This window comes from Empedobacter brevis NBRC 14943 = ATCC 43319 (assembly GCF_000382425.1).
GTDB classification, from domain to species: domain Bacteria; phylum Bacteroidota; class Bacteroidia; order Flavobacteriales; family Weeksellaceae; genus Empedobacter; species Empedobacter brevis.
On record NZ_KB908306.1, the window covers coordinates 28,317 to 44,894 of the forward strand.

Below are 16,578 nucleotides of genomic sequence, written 5' to 3' on the forward strand. Positions count from 1 at the left end.
AAGGCGAACTTTAAAGTTTGCCTTTTTGTTTATTATCAATCACTTGTCTCGGCTGAATAAAATAGATGAAATTAATTTAAATTAATTCTAAATAAATTTATTTTAAGAATAATTATTCAATTATTATTGCATTAATATTCGTTTTTAAGTATTTAACGATTTTTGAAGAAATAAAAAAATATAGGATTAATGCTTTTAAGTTAAAAATATAATAATTTTTTTACATTAAAATTAGCATACTAATAGAATTTAAGGTTAATTATGAGTCGTTTTTTAAAGTGGTTTTTTGTATAATAATTATACCGAATTAACACAACATTTATAATGGTTTTAACAGATTTACACCTCAACTTTGCAGCGGTAAACATTTAAAACTATTTCATAAGATGAGGTTAAACTCAACTAAGCTTTTACTTGTAGGAGCTTTTGCCTTAATGGCATCATTATCTTTCGCTCAGGTTGTTGAACCAACAGATTCTACAAAGGTTGGACAGGACGAAAACGTATCTTTAAATGAAACATTAATCATTGGAAAAGGGGTGATTGATGTATCGGAAAATCGTAAAACACCAGTTGCTTCTACTGTAATTACAAGAGAGCAAATCCTTGATAAAGGTGTAGGGAATGTAGAGTTTCCGGAATTATTAAAAAATTCACCATCTATTTATATTGCAGATCAAGCTTCAGGTTTTGGTGATGCTAAAATGTATATGAGAGGTTTTGATCAATCGAATACTGCGTTCTTATTGAATGGACAACCAATCAATGGAATGGATAACGGTAGTTTGTATTGGTCAAATTGGCAATCAGTTTCTGATATTGCAAATGTAATTGACGCTCAACGTGGTTTAGGGTCATCTAAATTAGCAATTTCATCAGTTGGTGGTACTGTGAATATTGTTACAAAAGCAACAGACAAAAAAGAAGGTGGTTTTGTGCGTTATTTAGCAGGAAATGATTCCTACCAAAAACAAACTATTGGTTACAATACAGGTATGAAAGGTAAATGGGGTGCATCTTTTATGTTTGATAATTGGTCTGCACACAGAAGTTTTGCTCGTGGTACAGAAGGGAAAGGACAGTCTTACTTTGTTTCTGTTGGATACAAGCCAAATGAACATCATACTTTTAACTTTATGATTTTTGGAGCACCTCAACAACATGACCAGAATTTTTCTAAACCAATGGAGTCTAAACGTGATAAAAATGGTGTTGTTACTACACCAGGTTATGATATCACAGGCCGTAAAGGGAATTCTAATTATGGATTCTACAATGGAGAATCAATGTCTGCTCGTACGAATTATTACCACAAACCAGTTGCTAACTTAAACTGGGATTGGGCAATTAATGATAAAATGTCATTGTCTACAGTTGTTTATGCTTCTACCGGAACAGGAGGAGGTGTAGGTGTTTCTGGAAATGGTATTGGTTATACTCCTGGAGGAGGTTATACTAGTAATGGAGAGATTAACTGGGCAAATGTTTATGCAAATAACGCAACTTTAAAAGATGGAATTTCTGACGGATATAGAAATGGTACTGTTTTAGCGTCATCTGTTAACAATCATTTTTGGTACGGAGGTGTTTCTAACTTTACTTACGATACAAAAAAAGGATTGACATTTAATGCAGGTACAGATATTCGTTTTTACACAGGTGAACATTATCAACAGCTTAATGATTTATTAGGAGCTAGAGTCCGTACAGATGTAAGAAATGCTAATGTTAGTAGACCAGCTGGATATGAGGTTACAAAAACATTTAGTGCAGATCCATGGAATTCTCTGTTCAATAAAGCAAAAAGAAGTGAGAGAATTGGTTTTGATAATTCAGAACGTATTAATTACCAAGGTTTCTTTGGTCAAGCAGAATATTCGAATGAATTATTCTCAGTGTTTTTTCAAGGAGCATTATCTTGGCAAGAATATGAAAAATATGATAACTGGAATTATACAGCAGAAAGAGCTGAGAAGGAAGGGATTAAATTCAAAAATGGAAAAGCTTATTCTGGTGAACATACTCAAATAGGATACAACTTAAAAGCTGGAGCTTCATTAAATATAAACAAAGAAAATAGTGTTTTTGTTAATGTAGGTAAATATTCTCGTCAACCATATTTGAATAATATTTTTGTTCGTAACACAGTTAATTATATTGACACAGGAATTAATAATGAAATTTTACAAAGTGTAGAAGCTGGTTACCGTTACAAATCTCGCACATTAAGAGTGAACGTAAATGCATATTATACAGAATGGGATAACCGTTCGATGACTTATAATGGCCAAGATTTTAAAGATGGAAATGGAAATCCACATTCAAATGTACGTTTTATCGCAACTGGATTATCTGAAGTTCACAAGGGGATAGAAGCTGATTTCGAAGCTAAAGTAACACGTGATTGGACAATTACTGGATATGCTTCTACAGGAGATTGGATGTACAAAGGGAAATATAATTTCCAAGTACAAGATACAGACACACAGGATTTACTTCCAGGGTTTGAAGGTAAAGAGAGTTCGTTAGATGCTCATGTAGGTAATGCTGCTCAATTTACTTTTGGTATGGGAACAAGAGTAAATGTCACAAAAGGATTGTCTTTTGATACGAACTTTAACTATTATGCTCGTTTATATGAAAATGTGGACTTGGTTGATGCTGTAAAAGCAGCAACAGAAGGGAAAGAATATGTAAATGTTCCAATTCGCCCATTCGCAACTGTTGATTTAGGGATGTCGTATAAATTTAAAATTACAAATAGTCAATCAATTAAATTTAGAGGAAACGTTAACAACTTGTTCAATGATCAATACATTTCTCGTAAAGACAACTACGGTTATTTCTGGGGGAACGGTAGAACTTGGAATGCAGGTGTAACTTACAATTTCTAAGATAAAATTTTATAAAGAATTAAAGACGAACTTTTATAGTTCGTCTTTTTTTTGTTTTTACCTTTGATAAAATTTATACAAAATGATTCAACCTGATTTTCTAAAAGAAGGTGATAAAATAGCTATTGTAGCACCTGCTAAACGAATGTTAAAAGGTGAATTAGATGAAGCAATAGATTTAATAAACTCCTGGAAATTGATTCCGGTATTAGGAAAAAATATTTATGCCGAATATGATTTTGGTTACAAATATGCCGGAACAGATGAGATAAGAAGAGAGGACTTTCAATGGGCATTAGACGATACGGAAATAAAAGCGATTTGGTGTGCTCGAGGCGGATATGGCTCGGTTAAAATTATTGATGGGTTAGACCTGACTAATTTTAAAAAGAATCCGAAATGGATTATTGGCTATTCGGATATTACTGTTTTTCACAATCATTTTAATCGTTTAGGATTTCAAACCTTGCACGCTGTAACAGCAAAAAAACTAGCAGATGTTGATTATCACCCCGATTCTTATCAAAGTGTGTATAAAGCATTATTCGGACAAAAAATGCATTATCAAATCGGAAAGCACTCATTTAATAAGTTGGGAGAAGCAGAAGGTGAATTAGTAGGAGGAAATCTTTCTATCGTTTATTCTCTGTTAGGAAGTGAATCCGCAATTGTAAAGCCTTCAGAAAAAATTTTATTTTTAGAAGATTGGTTCGAAAACTGGTATGCGGTAGACAGGATGTTGATGAGTTTGAAACGGAACAAAATTTTATCCGAAGTAAAAGGTATCGTATTGGGGAGTTTTACATACATGGATACTGAAGAAGAAAATGGTGAGAATTATAATCATCCTTTCGATCCTAAAACGTACGAAGTCATTCATGGGTTTACTCAAGATCTTGGTATTCCAGTTGCTTTCGGTTTTCCTGCAGGACATACAGGATATAATGTGGCATTGAAAATGGGTGCAAAAGTTCATCTGAATGTTGCTCCAAATAATGTAAATTTGCATTTTATAGATTAAATATATGAAACAAGATAATTTAACAGTCATTACACATCCATTAGTTAAAGCGAAAATTACGCAAATGCGTGATAAAAACACAACAACGAAAGAATTTGGAGAGTTGGTTGACGAAATTTCAGGATTAATGTGTTACGAAATTACCCGTAATATAGAATTGGAAGAAGTAGAAGTTGAAACACCGATTACCAAAACAATTGGATACAAAATGAAAGGAAATGATATGGCTATTGTTCCTATTTTACGCGCTGGTTTGGGAATGGTGAAAGGAATTCATCAATTAATTCCAACAGCTAAAGTAGGGCATATCGGATTGTATCGTGATCACGATACCTTACAGCCGGTAGAATATTTATGTAAACTTCCATCTGATTTAAGCTCTCGTGATGTGATTTTGGTGGATCCAATGTTAGCAACTGGCGGTTCTGCAATTAAAGCGATTGAAATTTTAAAAGATAAAGGTGCTAAATCTGTTCGCTTAGCTTGTTTAGTTGGCTGCCCGGAAGGGGTAGAAGCTGTTCAAAATATTTATCCGGAAGTTCCGATCTTCTTAGCTGCTTTAGATGAACGATTAAATGAAAACGGTTACATTGTACCGGGACTAGGAGATGCAGGCGATCGTTTGTACGGAACAATGTAAATTTTTATGAGCATTAGTTACGATTTCGGTAAAGAAGCGGAGGATTTTGCTGTTGAGTACCTGCTTAAAGAAGGGTATACAATTCTTGTGCGAAATTACTTCTATAGAAAAGCCGAAGTGGATATTATTGCTCAATTAGAAAATGAAATTATTATTGTAGAAGTTAAAGCGAGAACGTCAAATTATATTTCAGAACCGGAAGCGGCTGTTAATGCTAAGAAAAAGAAATTGTTAATTCTTGCAGCGGATGATTTTATTCAGAAAAATAATTTTATTTGTGAAGCAAGATTTGATATTTTAGCACTTTTAAAAACACAACAATCTTGGAGCGTTAATCATATCAAAAATGCATTTAATGCTTCAGAAATTTAATCAACTTTTATGGAAGTACTCATGAGTCTTTTTGACTTTATTATGCATATTGACCAGCATTTATCAGAATTTGTAAATGAATATGGTTTATGGATTTATGCTATTTTATTTTTAATCATTTTTGTGGAGACCGGTGTGGTTGTTATGCCTTTTTTACCAGGAGATTCTTTGCTGTTTGCAGCCGGAATGTTAGCAGCTCAGGAAACAAATAATCTCAATGTATGGATTCTTATTGCTATTCTTTTAGTCGCAGCAATCCTGGGTGACACCTTAAATTATTCGATTGGACGGAAAGTTGGTTATAGAGCAACTAAAATTAAAATTTTTGGGAAAAACTTTGTAAAGGAAGAACATTTGAATAAAACGCATGAGTTTTATGAAAAATACGGTTCAAAAACAATTGTCATTGCACGTTTTGTACCTATTGTAAGAACTTTAGCACCTTTTGTAGCAGGAATAGGAAGAATGGGCTATTCTGTTTTTCTTACCTATAATGTAGTTGGAGCGGTTCTATGGGTTGTTGGCTTAACACTTGTCGGCTATTTCTTAGGAAATATCGAATGGGTTCAAAATAATTTCTCTAAAATTATCCTATTAATTACTGTGCTTTCTATTCTTCCAATTATAATAGAAGTTTTAAAAGAAAAGTTCGGAAAAAAAACAATAGCTGAACAAGAATAAAAAAACAATGTAACTCGACTTCGGTCGAGTTTTTTTATACATTTATTTGATGGAAATTTTAGATTATATACTTCATATAGACAAGTATTTAGAAACAATTCTAAACGATTATCAAAATTGGTTTTATCTGATTTTATTTTTATTGATTTTTATCGAAACAGGTTTAGTTGTCATGCCTTTTTTACCGGGAGATTCGTTGTTATTTGCAGCCGGAATGCTTGCAGCTGCGTTTCCAGAGCAACTGAATATTTATATTGTGCTGGGGTTATTATGGGTAGCTGCAGTTGCAGGCGATACGGTGAATTATACAATAGGTAAAATACTAGGCATAAAATTGGTCACAGTTACGCTTTTTGGGAAAAGAATTATTAAAGATACTGCTATTCAAAAGACGGAAGATTTTTTTACGAAATATGGTTCAAAAACAATTGTCATAGCTCGCTTTGTACCTATTGTAAGAACTTTGGCTCCTTTCGTGGCAGGAATTTCAAAAATGCATTATGGCACATTTATTCAATATAATGTCATTGGAGGTACAATTTGGGTGGTTGGCATTACGTTGTCAGGATATTTTTTGGGAACTGTTCCGCTGATTAAAAACAATTTTGAGATTGCGGTCATGGCCATTGTTTTATTCTCATTATTTCCGATTGTGATTGAGTTGATAAAAGAAAAACGTAAGAAATAATTTTGTATCTTTTAAATCATTAAATGAATAATCAATATATGAAACAGTATTTTCTATTTTTCGCCCTATTTTTTTCTTTTATTGTAAATGCACAAGATGGTTATCCAGTACCTCCAAAATCAGCCAATCGATTATTTTATATTCAGCATAATGAAAATAAAAATACATTTGTTTATGATGCTGTTTTTTCTTCAAAAGACATATTAGAAACCAATAACCCGGTTGATATTTACCGGATTTTGTACGCTGAGAACGGAGAAAAGAAACCTCTTTCGGCAATTCAGAAAAAATTAGCTTACGGATTGGATATTGAAAAAATAGAGAAGAATGTTTATCACTTAACTTTAGTCTCTTATCCGAAACAAAAACTTATACTAAAGCTTGATGCACATAAAAATCCAATTGTTGAAACAACTGTGAACAACAAGTTGATAACTCTAAATCGCGTATTTCTAAAGCAAAAAAAAGGGACAACAGGAATTTCAGTTAAGCTTGATTACATTTTATTTTACGGAAAAGATAAAAACGGGAAATCAATACATGAGAAAATTGTTCTCTGAAAAAATCTTCATAAATTAGAATTTTATAAGTCAATCTAAATTATATGATCGAAATAAAAGAGGTGAAATCGTCAAAAGAAATGAAAAAATTTGTCGATTTACCTTTTGAAGTGTACAAAGACAATCCGTATTGGGTGCCCTCGTTAAAAAAAGATGAATTGGCTGGTTTTGATTGTAATAATACAATTTTTAAAACAGTAGAAGCCAAGTTTTTTTTAGCTTACAAGGGAGATGAAGTCGTAGGTCGCATTGTGTCTATTATCAACTGGACAGAAGTTAAAGAGCTTTGTAAATCAAAAATCCGTTTTGGATGGTTGGTTTTTAAAGATGATATTAACATTTTGAAAGCTTTATTAACAGCTGTTGAAAACATAGCGATAGAAAAGAAACTAAGTTATATAGAAGGGCCAATGGGGTTTTCGAATATGGATAAAGCCGGTTTATTAACAGAAGGTTTTGATAAAATTGCGACTTTAATCGGTTTATACAATTATGAGTATTACCCAAAATATTTGCAACAATTAGGGTACGAGCCAAAAGCTGAATGGTTAGAGTACTTTATTGACATAGAAAATTTGAGTTCTGTAAAGCAAATGGATAAGTTGTGTGAAATGCTGAAAAAAAGGTATGAGATAGAGACTTATAAGTTCAAAACAATTGATGAGATGTTGCCTTATGTGGATGAAATGTTCGATCTGTTAAATGTGACATATGCTGAGTTACAAAGTTTCGTGCCAATCGAAAAATTTCAGGTAGAGCACTATAAAAAGAAATATTTAAAATTTATTCATCCCGATTTTATCTCATGTGTGAAAGATAAGAATAACAAAATGATTGCGTTTGCGATTACAATGCCTTCTTTTTCGAAAGCTTTTCAAAAAACGAAAGGAAAATTATTTCCATTTGGCTGGTGGCACTTGATGCAGGCACAAAAAAAGAACGATCATGTCGAGTTTTATTTAATTGGAATTGATCCTCAATATCAAAATAAAGGTGTAAATGCTTTAATTTTTAAGGAACTTTACGACCGTTTTACAGCGAGAGGAATCAAAACATTGGAAACAAATCCTTTGCTTGAGGAAAATATGAAGGTTCAGCAATTATGGAAGAACTTTGATCCAATTGTTCACAAACGAAGAAAAACATTTTATAAAAATATAGACTAAAAAAAAGGTTAGGAGTAAATCCTAACCTTTTTCATTGAAAAAAGAGTTGATTAATCCTCTTTCCAATCTTTGATTGTTTTTTCAATTTCTTCTCTTGTTTTTCCGGTTTTTTCCTGAATCTTTCCTACAATTTCATCGTATTTACCTTCAGCATAAACTTTGTCGTCATCAAACCAATCTCCATACTGTTGTTTCACAGCTCCTTTAATACGATTCCATTTTCCTTCTAATTCTAATTTGTCCATAATTGTTTTTTTTAAAATTGTTTAGTATTATGATTTATGAGGAGCAAATATTAAACCGTAGAATATTAATAAGTTATAAATTAATGTTAAATAACCTATGAAAATGTTTTAAAAGAGCACGAAGTAAATCAATAAAATAATGATAACGACGACGACAATAAATTCAAAAACAGGAATATTTCTACCTCCTGATTTTAGATTTCTTTTCTTTTTAGAATACATACCAAACCAACCTTTATAACCAAATAATAACCTAATTTAATGAAAATTATTGCAATTTGTATAAAACAATAAGCCATAAAAAAAGGATTTGAAAACAAAATGTTTTCAAATCCTTTACTTGTACGGGCGGAGAGACTCGAACTCTCACACCTTGCGGCACTAGATCCTAAGTCTAGCGTGTCTACCAATTCCACCACGCCCGCTTAAATCTCACTGATTTGGATTGCAAATATACACAAGTTTTCGTTCTAACAAAATTTAGAAATAAAATTTTTTTAATCTTTTTTTACATTCTAAATTTGTACAAAGCTTTTACAAAAATGGAAATTACAGGAAGAATTAAAAAAGTATTTGAAACTCAAAACATTACTGCAAGTTTCAAAAAAAGAGAATTCGTTGTTACAACGCAAGAACAATATCCGCAAGATATTTTAATTGAACTTACACAAGATAAGACAGATGTGTTGAATGCTTACAAACCTGGTGATGAAGTGAAAGTTTCAATAAATATTCGTGGTCGTGAGTGGATCAATCCAGAAGGTGTAGCAAGATATTTCAATACCATCCAAGCTTGGAGAATTGAAAATATGGCAAATGCAGCAGCACAAGCACCTCAAGGCTACGATAATTTTGCACCAGCGCCTCCGGTAGATACGTTTTCTAACGGTGATGATGATGATTTACCATTCTAAGGAGAAACAAAATGTCAATTAATACTAAACGTGTTCTTTATTGAACACGTTTTTTTAATTTTAATTAATTTTTAAAAGAAGAGTATGTATTGGTTAAGTTCTGATTTAGTCTTTCCTGACTACGATGAGGTCACAAGTGAAGGAATACTCGCAATTGGAGGAGATCTTTCGCCAGAACGTCTAATTTTGGCTTATCAAAAAGGAATCTTTCCATGGTTCAATGAGGATGATCCTATTATTTGGTGGTTTCCACAAGATCGTTTCGTCTTGTTTCCCGAAAATTTGCACGTTTCGAAATCGATGAAAAAAGTTTTCCGTGACCAAACATTTTCTTATACAGAAAACAAAGCATTTCGAGATGTGGTTCTGAATTGCTCACAAGTTGATAGAAAAAATCAAGATGGAACATGGATTACAACTGATATGATCGAAGCATATTGCAAATTGCACGAAATGGGAATTGCTAAAAGTATCGAAGTTTGGCAGAACAATGAATTAGTTGGCGGTTTTTATGGTGTAGATATGGGGGAAGTTTTCTGTGGCGAAAGTATGTTTGCGAAAGTAAGCAATGCATCAAAAGCTGGATTTATACAATTTGTAGCCAAATATCACAAAAAATATAAATTAATCGATTGCCAGGTTTATACTGAACATTTAGCTAGTTTAGGAGCTATGGAAATTCCGAGTGATGTTTTTTTAGACTATTTACAATAATCAACCAATATGAGAGAGTTTACAATAACTGAAATTGAACAAGCACATGAACAAGTAAAATCAGGTGCAGATTTTCCTAATTATAAAGAAAAATTACAAAGTAAAGTGTAACAATTTAATATTCAATACCATAATTATATTATTTCAATTAAGGGGTACGATTTAGAGCGTTTCCTATACTATTTTGACTTATCAGATGTCTACCTTTTGTCTGCAAATCACTCATAGTGCAAATTTAACTAAAAGTTTTCAAAACAACAACCCTCTATTCATCAGCATTTGGGACTGGTGCAAGGTGCAAGTATATATAATACTTGCACCTTGCACCTGCCCTGATGAAACTGAATTTAATTCCTTCAAGGACACTTTTTCTGAAAAATGAATAAAATTATTATGCAGAATTTTTATTTTATTTCTCTAATCGTCTAATTAAAATAAAATTTTAAGATTGACTGTTATTGTCTATTTCTTGTCTGGTATTGTCTATTTGAGAATAGAGATCATTTATTTATTAAACTTAATTTTGTTAATAAAGAATAAAAACAAATATAATGGAAGTAATCACTATTGAATCAGAAGCTTATCAAGACTTGATGTCAAAAGTGGATACAATCTTCGATTATGTTATTTCCCAGCAAAACACAGACAAAAATGAGGATGAAAGTTGGGTGGACAGCTATGAGGTATGTACCTTTTTGAAGATTAGTGACCGCACACTGCAAAGATTACGCAGTGAAAACAAAATCAACTATTCCCGTATAAGGGGAAAAAATTATTACAAAATCAGTGAAATTAGACGAATGCTAAAGGAAAACTTAATACGTCGGAGTGAAGAATCCTTACAAGAACTGATTCAAAATCATCAAAAGAATGGTAGACAAAAACAAAGTACTGAAATGTACCCATGATGGACTGGATATTTTCAAACATTACCTTGCAGTAGATTGGCGTGTAGGTAGAAATTTCAAAAATCCTTTTTATGATGATACAAAGGCATCCTGCAACATTTATTTTGACCGACGAAGTGGTATGTATCGCATGAAGGATTTTGGCGATTCCAGTTATGCAGGAGATTGTTTTTCAATTGTGGCTAAAATTAAAAATTTGGATTGCGCCAAAGATTTTACAGAAATTCTGAAACAGATCAATGTAGACATGAATTTGGGGTTGGAAAACGGCTCTGCTTTACCCCAAAACAGATACTCTCCAAGAGCACAAACAGAGAGTAAAAATGAAAATTGCACCAAAGAACTATCACACATCTTTAAACCTTACTCTATATTTGAACGTAGCTTTACATTAAAAGAAATTGAGTTTTGGAAACTTTATGGTATTACCCGTGAAATTCTAAAATTATACAAAGTGATTTCATTGGATGAATTCACAAGTGAAAATAAAGATTCCAAACCTTTTACAATACGATCTTCAATAGAAGAACCTATGTTTGGGTATTTCGGTAAAAAATATGTGAAAATTTACCGTCCATTTTCACAAATCCGATTTCTATACGGCGGAAATATACCTGAATCCTATTGTTTCGGATTGGAACAATTGCCCGCCAAAGGAAACACATTGTTTATTACCGGAGGTGAAAAAGATGTTCTATCCCTAGCTTCCAAAGGTTTTTATGCCATTTGTTTCAACAGTGAAACCAGCTCGATATCCGAAAACCTGATAAAAAAGCTCTCCTATCGTTTTAAACACATTCTGATTTTGTACGATGTAGATAAAACAGGCTTAGAAGCTTCACACAAGCATCAGAAACAATTATCCGGTTTTGGAGTAAATCGTTTAGTTCTTCCTCTTTCGGGCACTAAACAGGAAAAGGATGTTTCAGATTTTTTCAGAATGGGAAATACCAAAAATGACTTTAATCAATTGTTTCTTGAATTTTTAGACCAATTATATAATGAAACTATGGCAATATTGAAACCTTGTGAAATCGACTTTACACAGCCTCCCATAGAATCTCAAACACTGATTTCCATTAATAACGTTCCTTTGGGAACACAAGGCAATCTAATGGGGCTAACAGGTGGTGAAGGTACAGGAAAAAGTAATTATGTAGGAAGCCTTATTTCCGGAACATTACAACAGGATGATTATATAGATACTTTAGGAACCAACATCCTTCCCAATACAGATGGCAAAGCTGTTTTACTTTACGATACTGAGCAGTCCGAAACTCAACTTTACAAAAATATTTCAGGCATTCTGAAAAGATCCGGAAGAGAAAATATGCCGAAATATTTCAAAGCATACTGTTTAGCCGGAATGTCAAGAAAAGAACGAATGCAAGCAATATTACAGAGTATGGATAAATTTTACTATCAGTTTTCGGGGATTCATATGGTGGTAATAGATGGAATTGCCGATTTGATACGCTGTGCCAATGATGAAGCCGAGAGTGTTGCTTTAATTGACGAACTCTACCGTATGGCAGGAATATACAAAACCTGTATTGTCGGAGTTTTGCATTTCACTCCCAACGGATTAAAGCTTCGTGGACATCTCGGGAGTGAATTACAGCGTAAAGCAGCAGCTATTTTATCGATTGAGAAAGATGATAATCCCGAAGTATCTGTTGTTAAAGCATTAAAAGTAAGGGATGGAAGTCCTTTAGATGTACCTCTTATACAGTTTTCATGGAGTAAAGAAAAGGGAATGCATGTTTTTTTGGGGCAGAAAACTAAAGAAGAAAAAGAAAAACGCAAAGAAATGGAACTTGCAAACATTGCCCGAAATGTATTTTCACAACAAAAGCGTTATACCTATGCCGGATTATGTGAGAAGCTCCAAGGCGCAATGGCTGTCAAAGACAGAACAGCTAAAAGCTACATTAAATTTATGCGTGAAAAAGAGTTGATTGTCAAAGATTCCCAAAATAATTATGAACTAAAAAAATAGAAGCTATATGAATATCGATCTAAAAAAACCTCTATTTCAATTAACTGTTGAAGAATTTCTGTCATTACAACAATCCAATACTTCCGAAAAGAAATATGAATACGGATTGAAAGGTTTAGCCAAAATACTCGGTTGTTCACGTTCTAAAGCATCAGAATTAAAATCAAGCGGAATATTGGATGATGCCATCATTCAAACCGGAAATCTTATCATTATTGATAAAGAAAAAGTATTGCAGATTCTGGCTTCACATAAAAAATGAACTATTCGCGATTAATAAAAAAATTTTGGAACTATAACGAAAAAGACCCATTGGGAGCTGTTTCAGTTGCCCTTTATCTTTTTTTGTTGGAAATATGGGAGAAAAATAAAGAAAATGATTTTAATCTTTCGGACACTGAAATTTGTGAACGTTTGAAAATTACCAGACCTACTATTATTTCTTTGCGTCAAAAGCTTATGACTCTAGGGATGATTCAATATCAACCAAAAAATGGACTTCCTGGATATTATAAAATCATTACGGAATATTCTCCCATCATATCTGCTTTTGAAAAACCTAAAAACGCCATTTCAAAAAAGAAAAAAAATAGAGAAAAATCACTACTTAAAAAGGAAACTATACAAAGCCTGGAATTAAATTCTGAGAAAAGTTCTAAAAATGATGTTCCTATTTCGGTTTTTGGAAATATTCCTTCTTTAGAAGAGTTTACTGAATATGCAAAAACATTGGAAAACTACATACCTGAATTAGAAATTCTTATCATAGAAAAATATGATAGTTGGATTAAAAACGACTGGAAAAATGGTTACAATAAATCGATAACAAACTGGAAATCTTCAATAAAAAACGCTATACCTTTTCTTCAAAGTGAATTAAACTCGAGTAACACCATTTCATCAAAAATTGTTCTGCAAACTATCAGACGTCCGAAATCAAATGTTGATGAATAATCGGCTATACATGAGAAAACAAGATTTTATTGAATGATTGGAAAAATTTTTACGAACCTTTGAATTACACTGGTTTTTCTCTTTATTTTATTTCCTTATTCTTTGGCTTTTACACCAAATTTCAGTAAATTTACAAATACCATTCTGTAAATAATGAAAGACCTGCTTAAAGACTTAAATACAACTTCTGACCCTGTAAATTACGAAGCCAAAATCCATTGGATTTCTTATGTGGTTCCTGTTTTCTTTATAATAATTGGTTCAATAGGAGTTTTCGCATTTTTATTATTAGGGTATAAATATATGCTTGGTTTTATAGGTCTTATTTATCTGTTTCTTATTTATCTTTTTATCAGGGGGATAATTCGTTTCTTAAGATTCAGAAGTACAAAAATTTATGTCACAGATCATCATCTAACGTTTTCTACAGGAATATTAGGAAAAACACTTTCTGACCTCTCATTAAGCAAATTAGAAGGAATGCACCTGCATCAAAGTCTTTTAGGAAAAACTTTAAATTTTGGAACGCTGGTTGTAACTACCGGAGATGTAACCAACATCTATCTCATTGAAAAACCGATGGAGTTGAGAACTATTTTACTCAATTATAAAAAATAAATTTATTGTTTCATCCGTAACAGATTTCAATTGAATCAACTTTTCAATCTCTTTTCAAAAACATTTTAAAGGGAAGTAACGGAAATATTATGGAAATGTGGTCATATCCGCTTTAAACTGCAAAAGGAAAAACATCTCCGGATAGATTTTGAGTCCAAAATAAAAAAGTAATTGGAAATTACCCAATTACTTTATCTTGTTTTCAAGATCCCAGTAAAAATCTTCTAATTTCCAAGTGTGACTTCTAATTTCGTAGACTAAATCTTTTATTTCATCCGAATAATCAGTTTTTCCAAACTTCATTTCAATTTCAGTATGAATTGTCCATAAAGATCTACCCAAGTAATTAATGTGATTTTTTAATTCAATCATTCTATCATAAGATAATTCTGAATCTTTGCCTGAATCAAAGTTTTCAGAAGTATAAAGGTTTTTTGAAAGAAAGTATTCACCACTATTCTTATCACTCTTAATAAAACCTAGTCTTAGCGCAACTTTTTCAGATGCGATAAAATTATCTTTTCCGATTTCATTTTCGTTTATTGTAATTCTTTGCTCATCTCTATTAAAAAACAAATGTGGAATAATGGTTTGTTGCATTGCTTCCGTTAGATATCCTTTCCCCCTGCATCCTGAGAGTACATACCAGTGCAAATCTCTAAACATATCAAAAACAATTGCAACAAAATTGTTATCAGTGTTCTTTATTAAATAAAATGTATCTGGTCCATCTGAAGAAGTTACACTGTCGGTCATTTTAGGTTCATCTAACCAGATTTTAGCAAAATCTACATACTCACTTAGAGGTCGAGTATATATAAGACCAACTGTTTTGTCATTATCATTTAATTTTGAAAGTAAAGTTTGAAGAGATTCATTTGTCATTTTTTAGCTATTAATTTGATTAAACCAGTTACCATTCAATTTCATATATCTTATCATCATCATTAAGTTCCAAGTTTTCTACGTTACAACCATGCTTTTTTGCCTCTGATTGAAGAAAATTTAGAAGCTCATCATATTCATCTGAAAAATATATAGAAGCTCTCATCAAGTCTGCTAATTTTCTGAAAGAGTTCTTTCCACCTTTCATTTCAAAAAATGAAGCATTAATATTTCTCATATACTGATACAAATATTCGTTTCCAGCATTAATAGCATCATTAATGTATGGTAATAGCTTCTTTGCTCCAATAGAATCATAGCTCTCCATTGCTTGTTCTATCCAATATTCGAGATGTAAAAATATCGATATTTCAGCTTTATTACTCTCAACCATCCTCATATTATATCGTAATGTAGCAATAGAAAAAATAATATGTACCCACGAGATTTTAAAACCTAAATAAGGGATTTCTTCAAATGAATAATGACTATTTTTTCTTACTAATCTATTTCCATAAGATGCTTTTCGGATTTCGTATGAAAAACTGCTTATCAAACTATTTTTGTTCTCATAACCTTTAACGTGGGAGAAAGATTCATTATTCCAGAATTTTGATATTACTTCGTATAAATATTCCAAATCATCATGAGTTCCCCATATTTCGACTCCTAATCCTTTTTTTGTTGGTACGGCATAAATCATCTTAAATAGCTTTGTTTTAAACAAATTTAAGCAAAGAAAATTTTCCTCAGAATTTGTAATTATAATAATATATAAATCAGCAGCCTATTTTCAATAAAACGTAAGTTGTTATTCCTAGCAAACAATTAAAACAAATAACTACTACAACTTTTAAAAATATGCAACTACTAGTTTAGTATCAATGTGTTAAATTTAATATTACTATCAAATATTAACAAAATTAGTTCTCTGAAAAGTGAAAAATATAATATGTTTGTAAGAACACTATAAAACGAAAAATTAACACAATGAAAACACTTACTTTCTTTTCTGGACACAGGTTATCGTGTACCGGATGTACCGCGCGAAGTAAAATCAGCAATTGATTTAACCTATTGTATCTCAATAAAAATTAATGCGTTTTCGATTTAACCGAAGCACTTTAAGTAAACCTATACATAAAACCAACTATCATAGGTCGGCTTTATGTATATTTATAAGGTTAATAAACCGCCAAATACTGCAACATCCTCCAGCGATGCAAATGAAATGGTTATTACTTTCTAGGTCTTAAATTATATAATATTCACCCCTCATTATTTCTCAAATATTTTATTTTAAGAAATAATTAACTATA

The 16,578-nt window shown here is 31.9% G+C and carries 18 protein-coding genes and 1 tRNA gene; 15 read left to right on the forward strand and 4 right to left on the reverse strand.

What is annotated here, in order from left to right; translation table 11 throughout:
* Positions 1–386 precede the first annotated feature (386 nt).
* The 8 genes from H277_RS0117215 (at position 387) to H277_RS0117250 (ending at position 8,022) form a co-directional block, all read left to right on the forward strand.
* Positions 387–2,894, forward strand: coding sequence for a TonB-dependent receptor (locus tag H277_RS0117215; RefSeq protein ID WP_019976870.1), 2,508 nt, complete (start codon positions 387–389; stop codon positions 2,892–2,894).
* 82 nt (positions 2,895–2,976) lie between these two features.
* A complete protein-coding gene (locus H277_RS0117220) occupies positions 2,977–3,915 on the forward strand; it encodes a S66 peptidase family protein (protein ID WP_019976871.1) in 939 nt (312 codons plus the stop codon).
* 4 nt (positions 3,916–3,919) lie between these two features.
* Positions 3,920–4,555 (forward strand): uracil phosphoribosyltransferase, encoded by a 636-nt coding sequence (upp, locus tag H277_RS0117225; protein ID WP_019976872.1) that lies wholly within the window; start codon positions 3,920–3,922, stop codon positions 4,553–4,555.
* Positions 4,556–4,561: 6 nt separating this feature from the next.
* A complete protein-coding gene (locus H277_RS0117230; protein ID WP_019976873.1) occupies positions 4,562–4,927 on the forward strand; it encodes a YraN family protein in 366 nt (121 codons plus the stop codon).
* Positions 4,928–4,936: 9 nt separating this feature from the next.
* Complete coding sequence (locus H277_RS0117235) at positions 4,937–5,608, forward strand: DedA family protein (protein WP_244874908.1); 672 nt, start codon at positions 4,937–4,939, stop codon at positions 5,606–5,608.
* 49 nt (positions 5,609–5,657) lie between these two features.
* Positions 5,658–6,296, forward strand: a complete 639-nt coding sequence (locus H277_RS0117240; RefSeq protein WP_019976875.1) for a VTT domain-containing protein — start codon at positions 5,658–5,660, stop codon at positions 6,294–6,296.
* Between the two features lie 38 nt (positions 6,297–6,334).
* Complete coding sequence (locus tag H277_RS0117245; protein ID WP_026357703.1) at positions 6,335–6,856, forward strand: DUF4833 domain-containing protein; 522 nt, start codon at positions 6,335–6,337, stop codon at positions 6,854–6,856.
* A gap of 44 nt (positions 6,857–6,900) precedes the next feature.
* Positions 6,901–8,022, forward strand: a complete 1,122-nt coding sequence (locus tag H277_RS0117250) for a GNAT family N-acetyltransferase (protein ID WP_019976877.1) — start codon at positions 6,901–6,903, stop codon at positions 8,020–8,022.
* A gap of 50 nt (positions 8,023–8,072) precedes the next feature.
* Here the strand turns inward: H277_RS0117250 and H277_RS0117255 are convergent, their stop codons facing one another.
* Together H277_RS0117255 and H277_RS0117260 are read right to left on the reverse strand one after the other, a co-directional pair.
* Positions 8,073–8,267, reverse strand: coding sequence for a CsbD family protein (locus H277_RS0117255; protein WP_019976878.1), 195 nt, complete (start codon positions 8,265–8,267; stop codon positions 8,073–8,075).
* Positions 8,268–8,610: 343 nt separating this feature from the next.
* Positions 8,611–8,692: transfer RNA gene (locus H277_RS0117260), tRNA-Leu, on the reverse strand.
* 117 nt (positions 8,693–8,809) lie between these two features.
* On the opposite strand from H277_RS0117260, the gene H277_RS0117265 reads away from it, so the two are divergent.
* The 7 genes from H277_RS0117265 (at position 8,810) to H277_RS0117300 (ending at position 14,374) form a co-directional block, all read left to right on the forward strand.
* Entirely contained in the window at positions 8,810–9,181 is a 372-nt protein-coding gene (locus H277_RS0117265; RefSeq protein WP_019976879.1) for a DUF3127 domain-containing protein, read from the forward strand.
* An 84-nt stretch (positions 9,182–9,265) separates the two neighbouring features.
* Positions 9,266–9,895 carry a leucyl/phenylalanyl-tRNA--protein transferase gene (gene aat / locus H277_RS0117270; protein WP_019976880.1) on the forward strand — a complete coding sequence of 210 codons (630 nt, stop codon included), beginning with the start codon at positions 9,266–9,268 and terminating at the stop codon, positions 9,893–9,895.
* 551 nt (positions 9,896–10,446) lie between these two features.
* Positions 10,447–10,803: a helix-turn-helix domain-containing protein gene (locus H277_RS0117280; RefSeq protein ID WP_019976882.1), complete on the forward strand. Its 357-nt coding sequence runs from the start codon at positions 10,447–10,449 to the stop codon at positions 10,801–10,803.
* Complete coding sequence (locus tag H277_RS0117285; RefSeq protein ID WP_019976883.1) at positions 10,766–12,802, forward strand: toprim domain-containing protein; 2,037 nt, start codon at positions 10,766–10,768, stop codon at positions 12,800–12,802. The genes H277_RS0117280 and H277_RS0117285 overlap by 38 nt, the downstream gene beginning before the upstream one ends.
* A gap of 7 nt (positions 12,803–12,809) precedes the next feature.
* On the forward strand, positions 12,810–13,064 hold the full coding sequence (locus H277_RS0117290; RefSeq protein WP_019976884.1) for a DUF3853 family protein: 255 nt from the start codon (positions 12,810–12,812) through the stop codon (positions 13,062–13,064).
* Positions 13,061–13,756, forward strand: a complete 696-nt coding sequence (locus H277_RS0117295) for a hypothetical protein (RefSeq protein ID WP_019976885.1) — start codon at positions 13,061–13,063, stop codon at positions 13,754–13,756. Before H277_RS0117290 ends, H277_RS0117295 begins: the two co-directional genes overlap by 4 nt.
* 153 nt (positions 13,757–13,909) lie before the next feature.
* Positions 13,910–14,374, forward strand: a complete 465-nt coding sequence (locus tag H277_RS0117300) for a PH domain-containing protein (protein ID WP_019976886.1) — start codon at positions 13,910–13,912, stop codon at positions 14,372–14,374.
* 186 nt (positions 14,375–14,560) lie between these two features.
* Here the strand turns inward: H277_RS0117300 and H277_RS0117305 are convergent, their stop codons facing one another.
* A complete protein-coding gene (locus H277_RS0117305; RefSeq protein ID WP_019976887.1) occupies positions 14,561–15,259 on the reverse strand; it encodes a GNAT family N-acetyltransferase in 699 nt (232 codons plus the stop codon).
* A 28-nt stretch (positions 15,260–15,287) separates the two neighbouring features.
* Positions 15,288–15,962, reverse strand: coding sequence for a DUF6904 family protein (locus H277_RS0117310; protein ID WP_019976888.1), 675 nt, complete (start codon positions 15,960–15,962; stop codon positions 15,288–15,290).
* Positions 15,963–16,578: the final 616 nt, after the last annotated feature.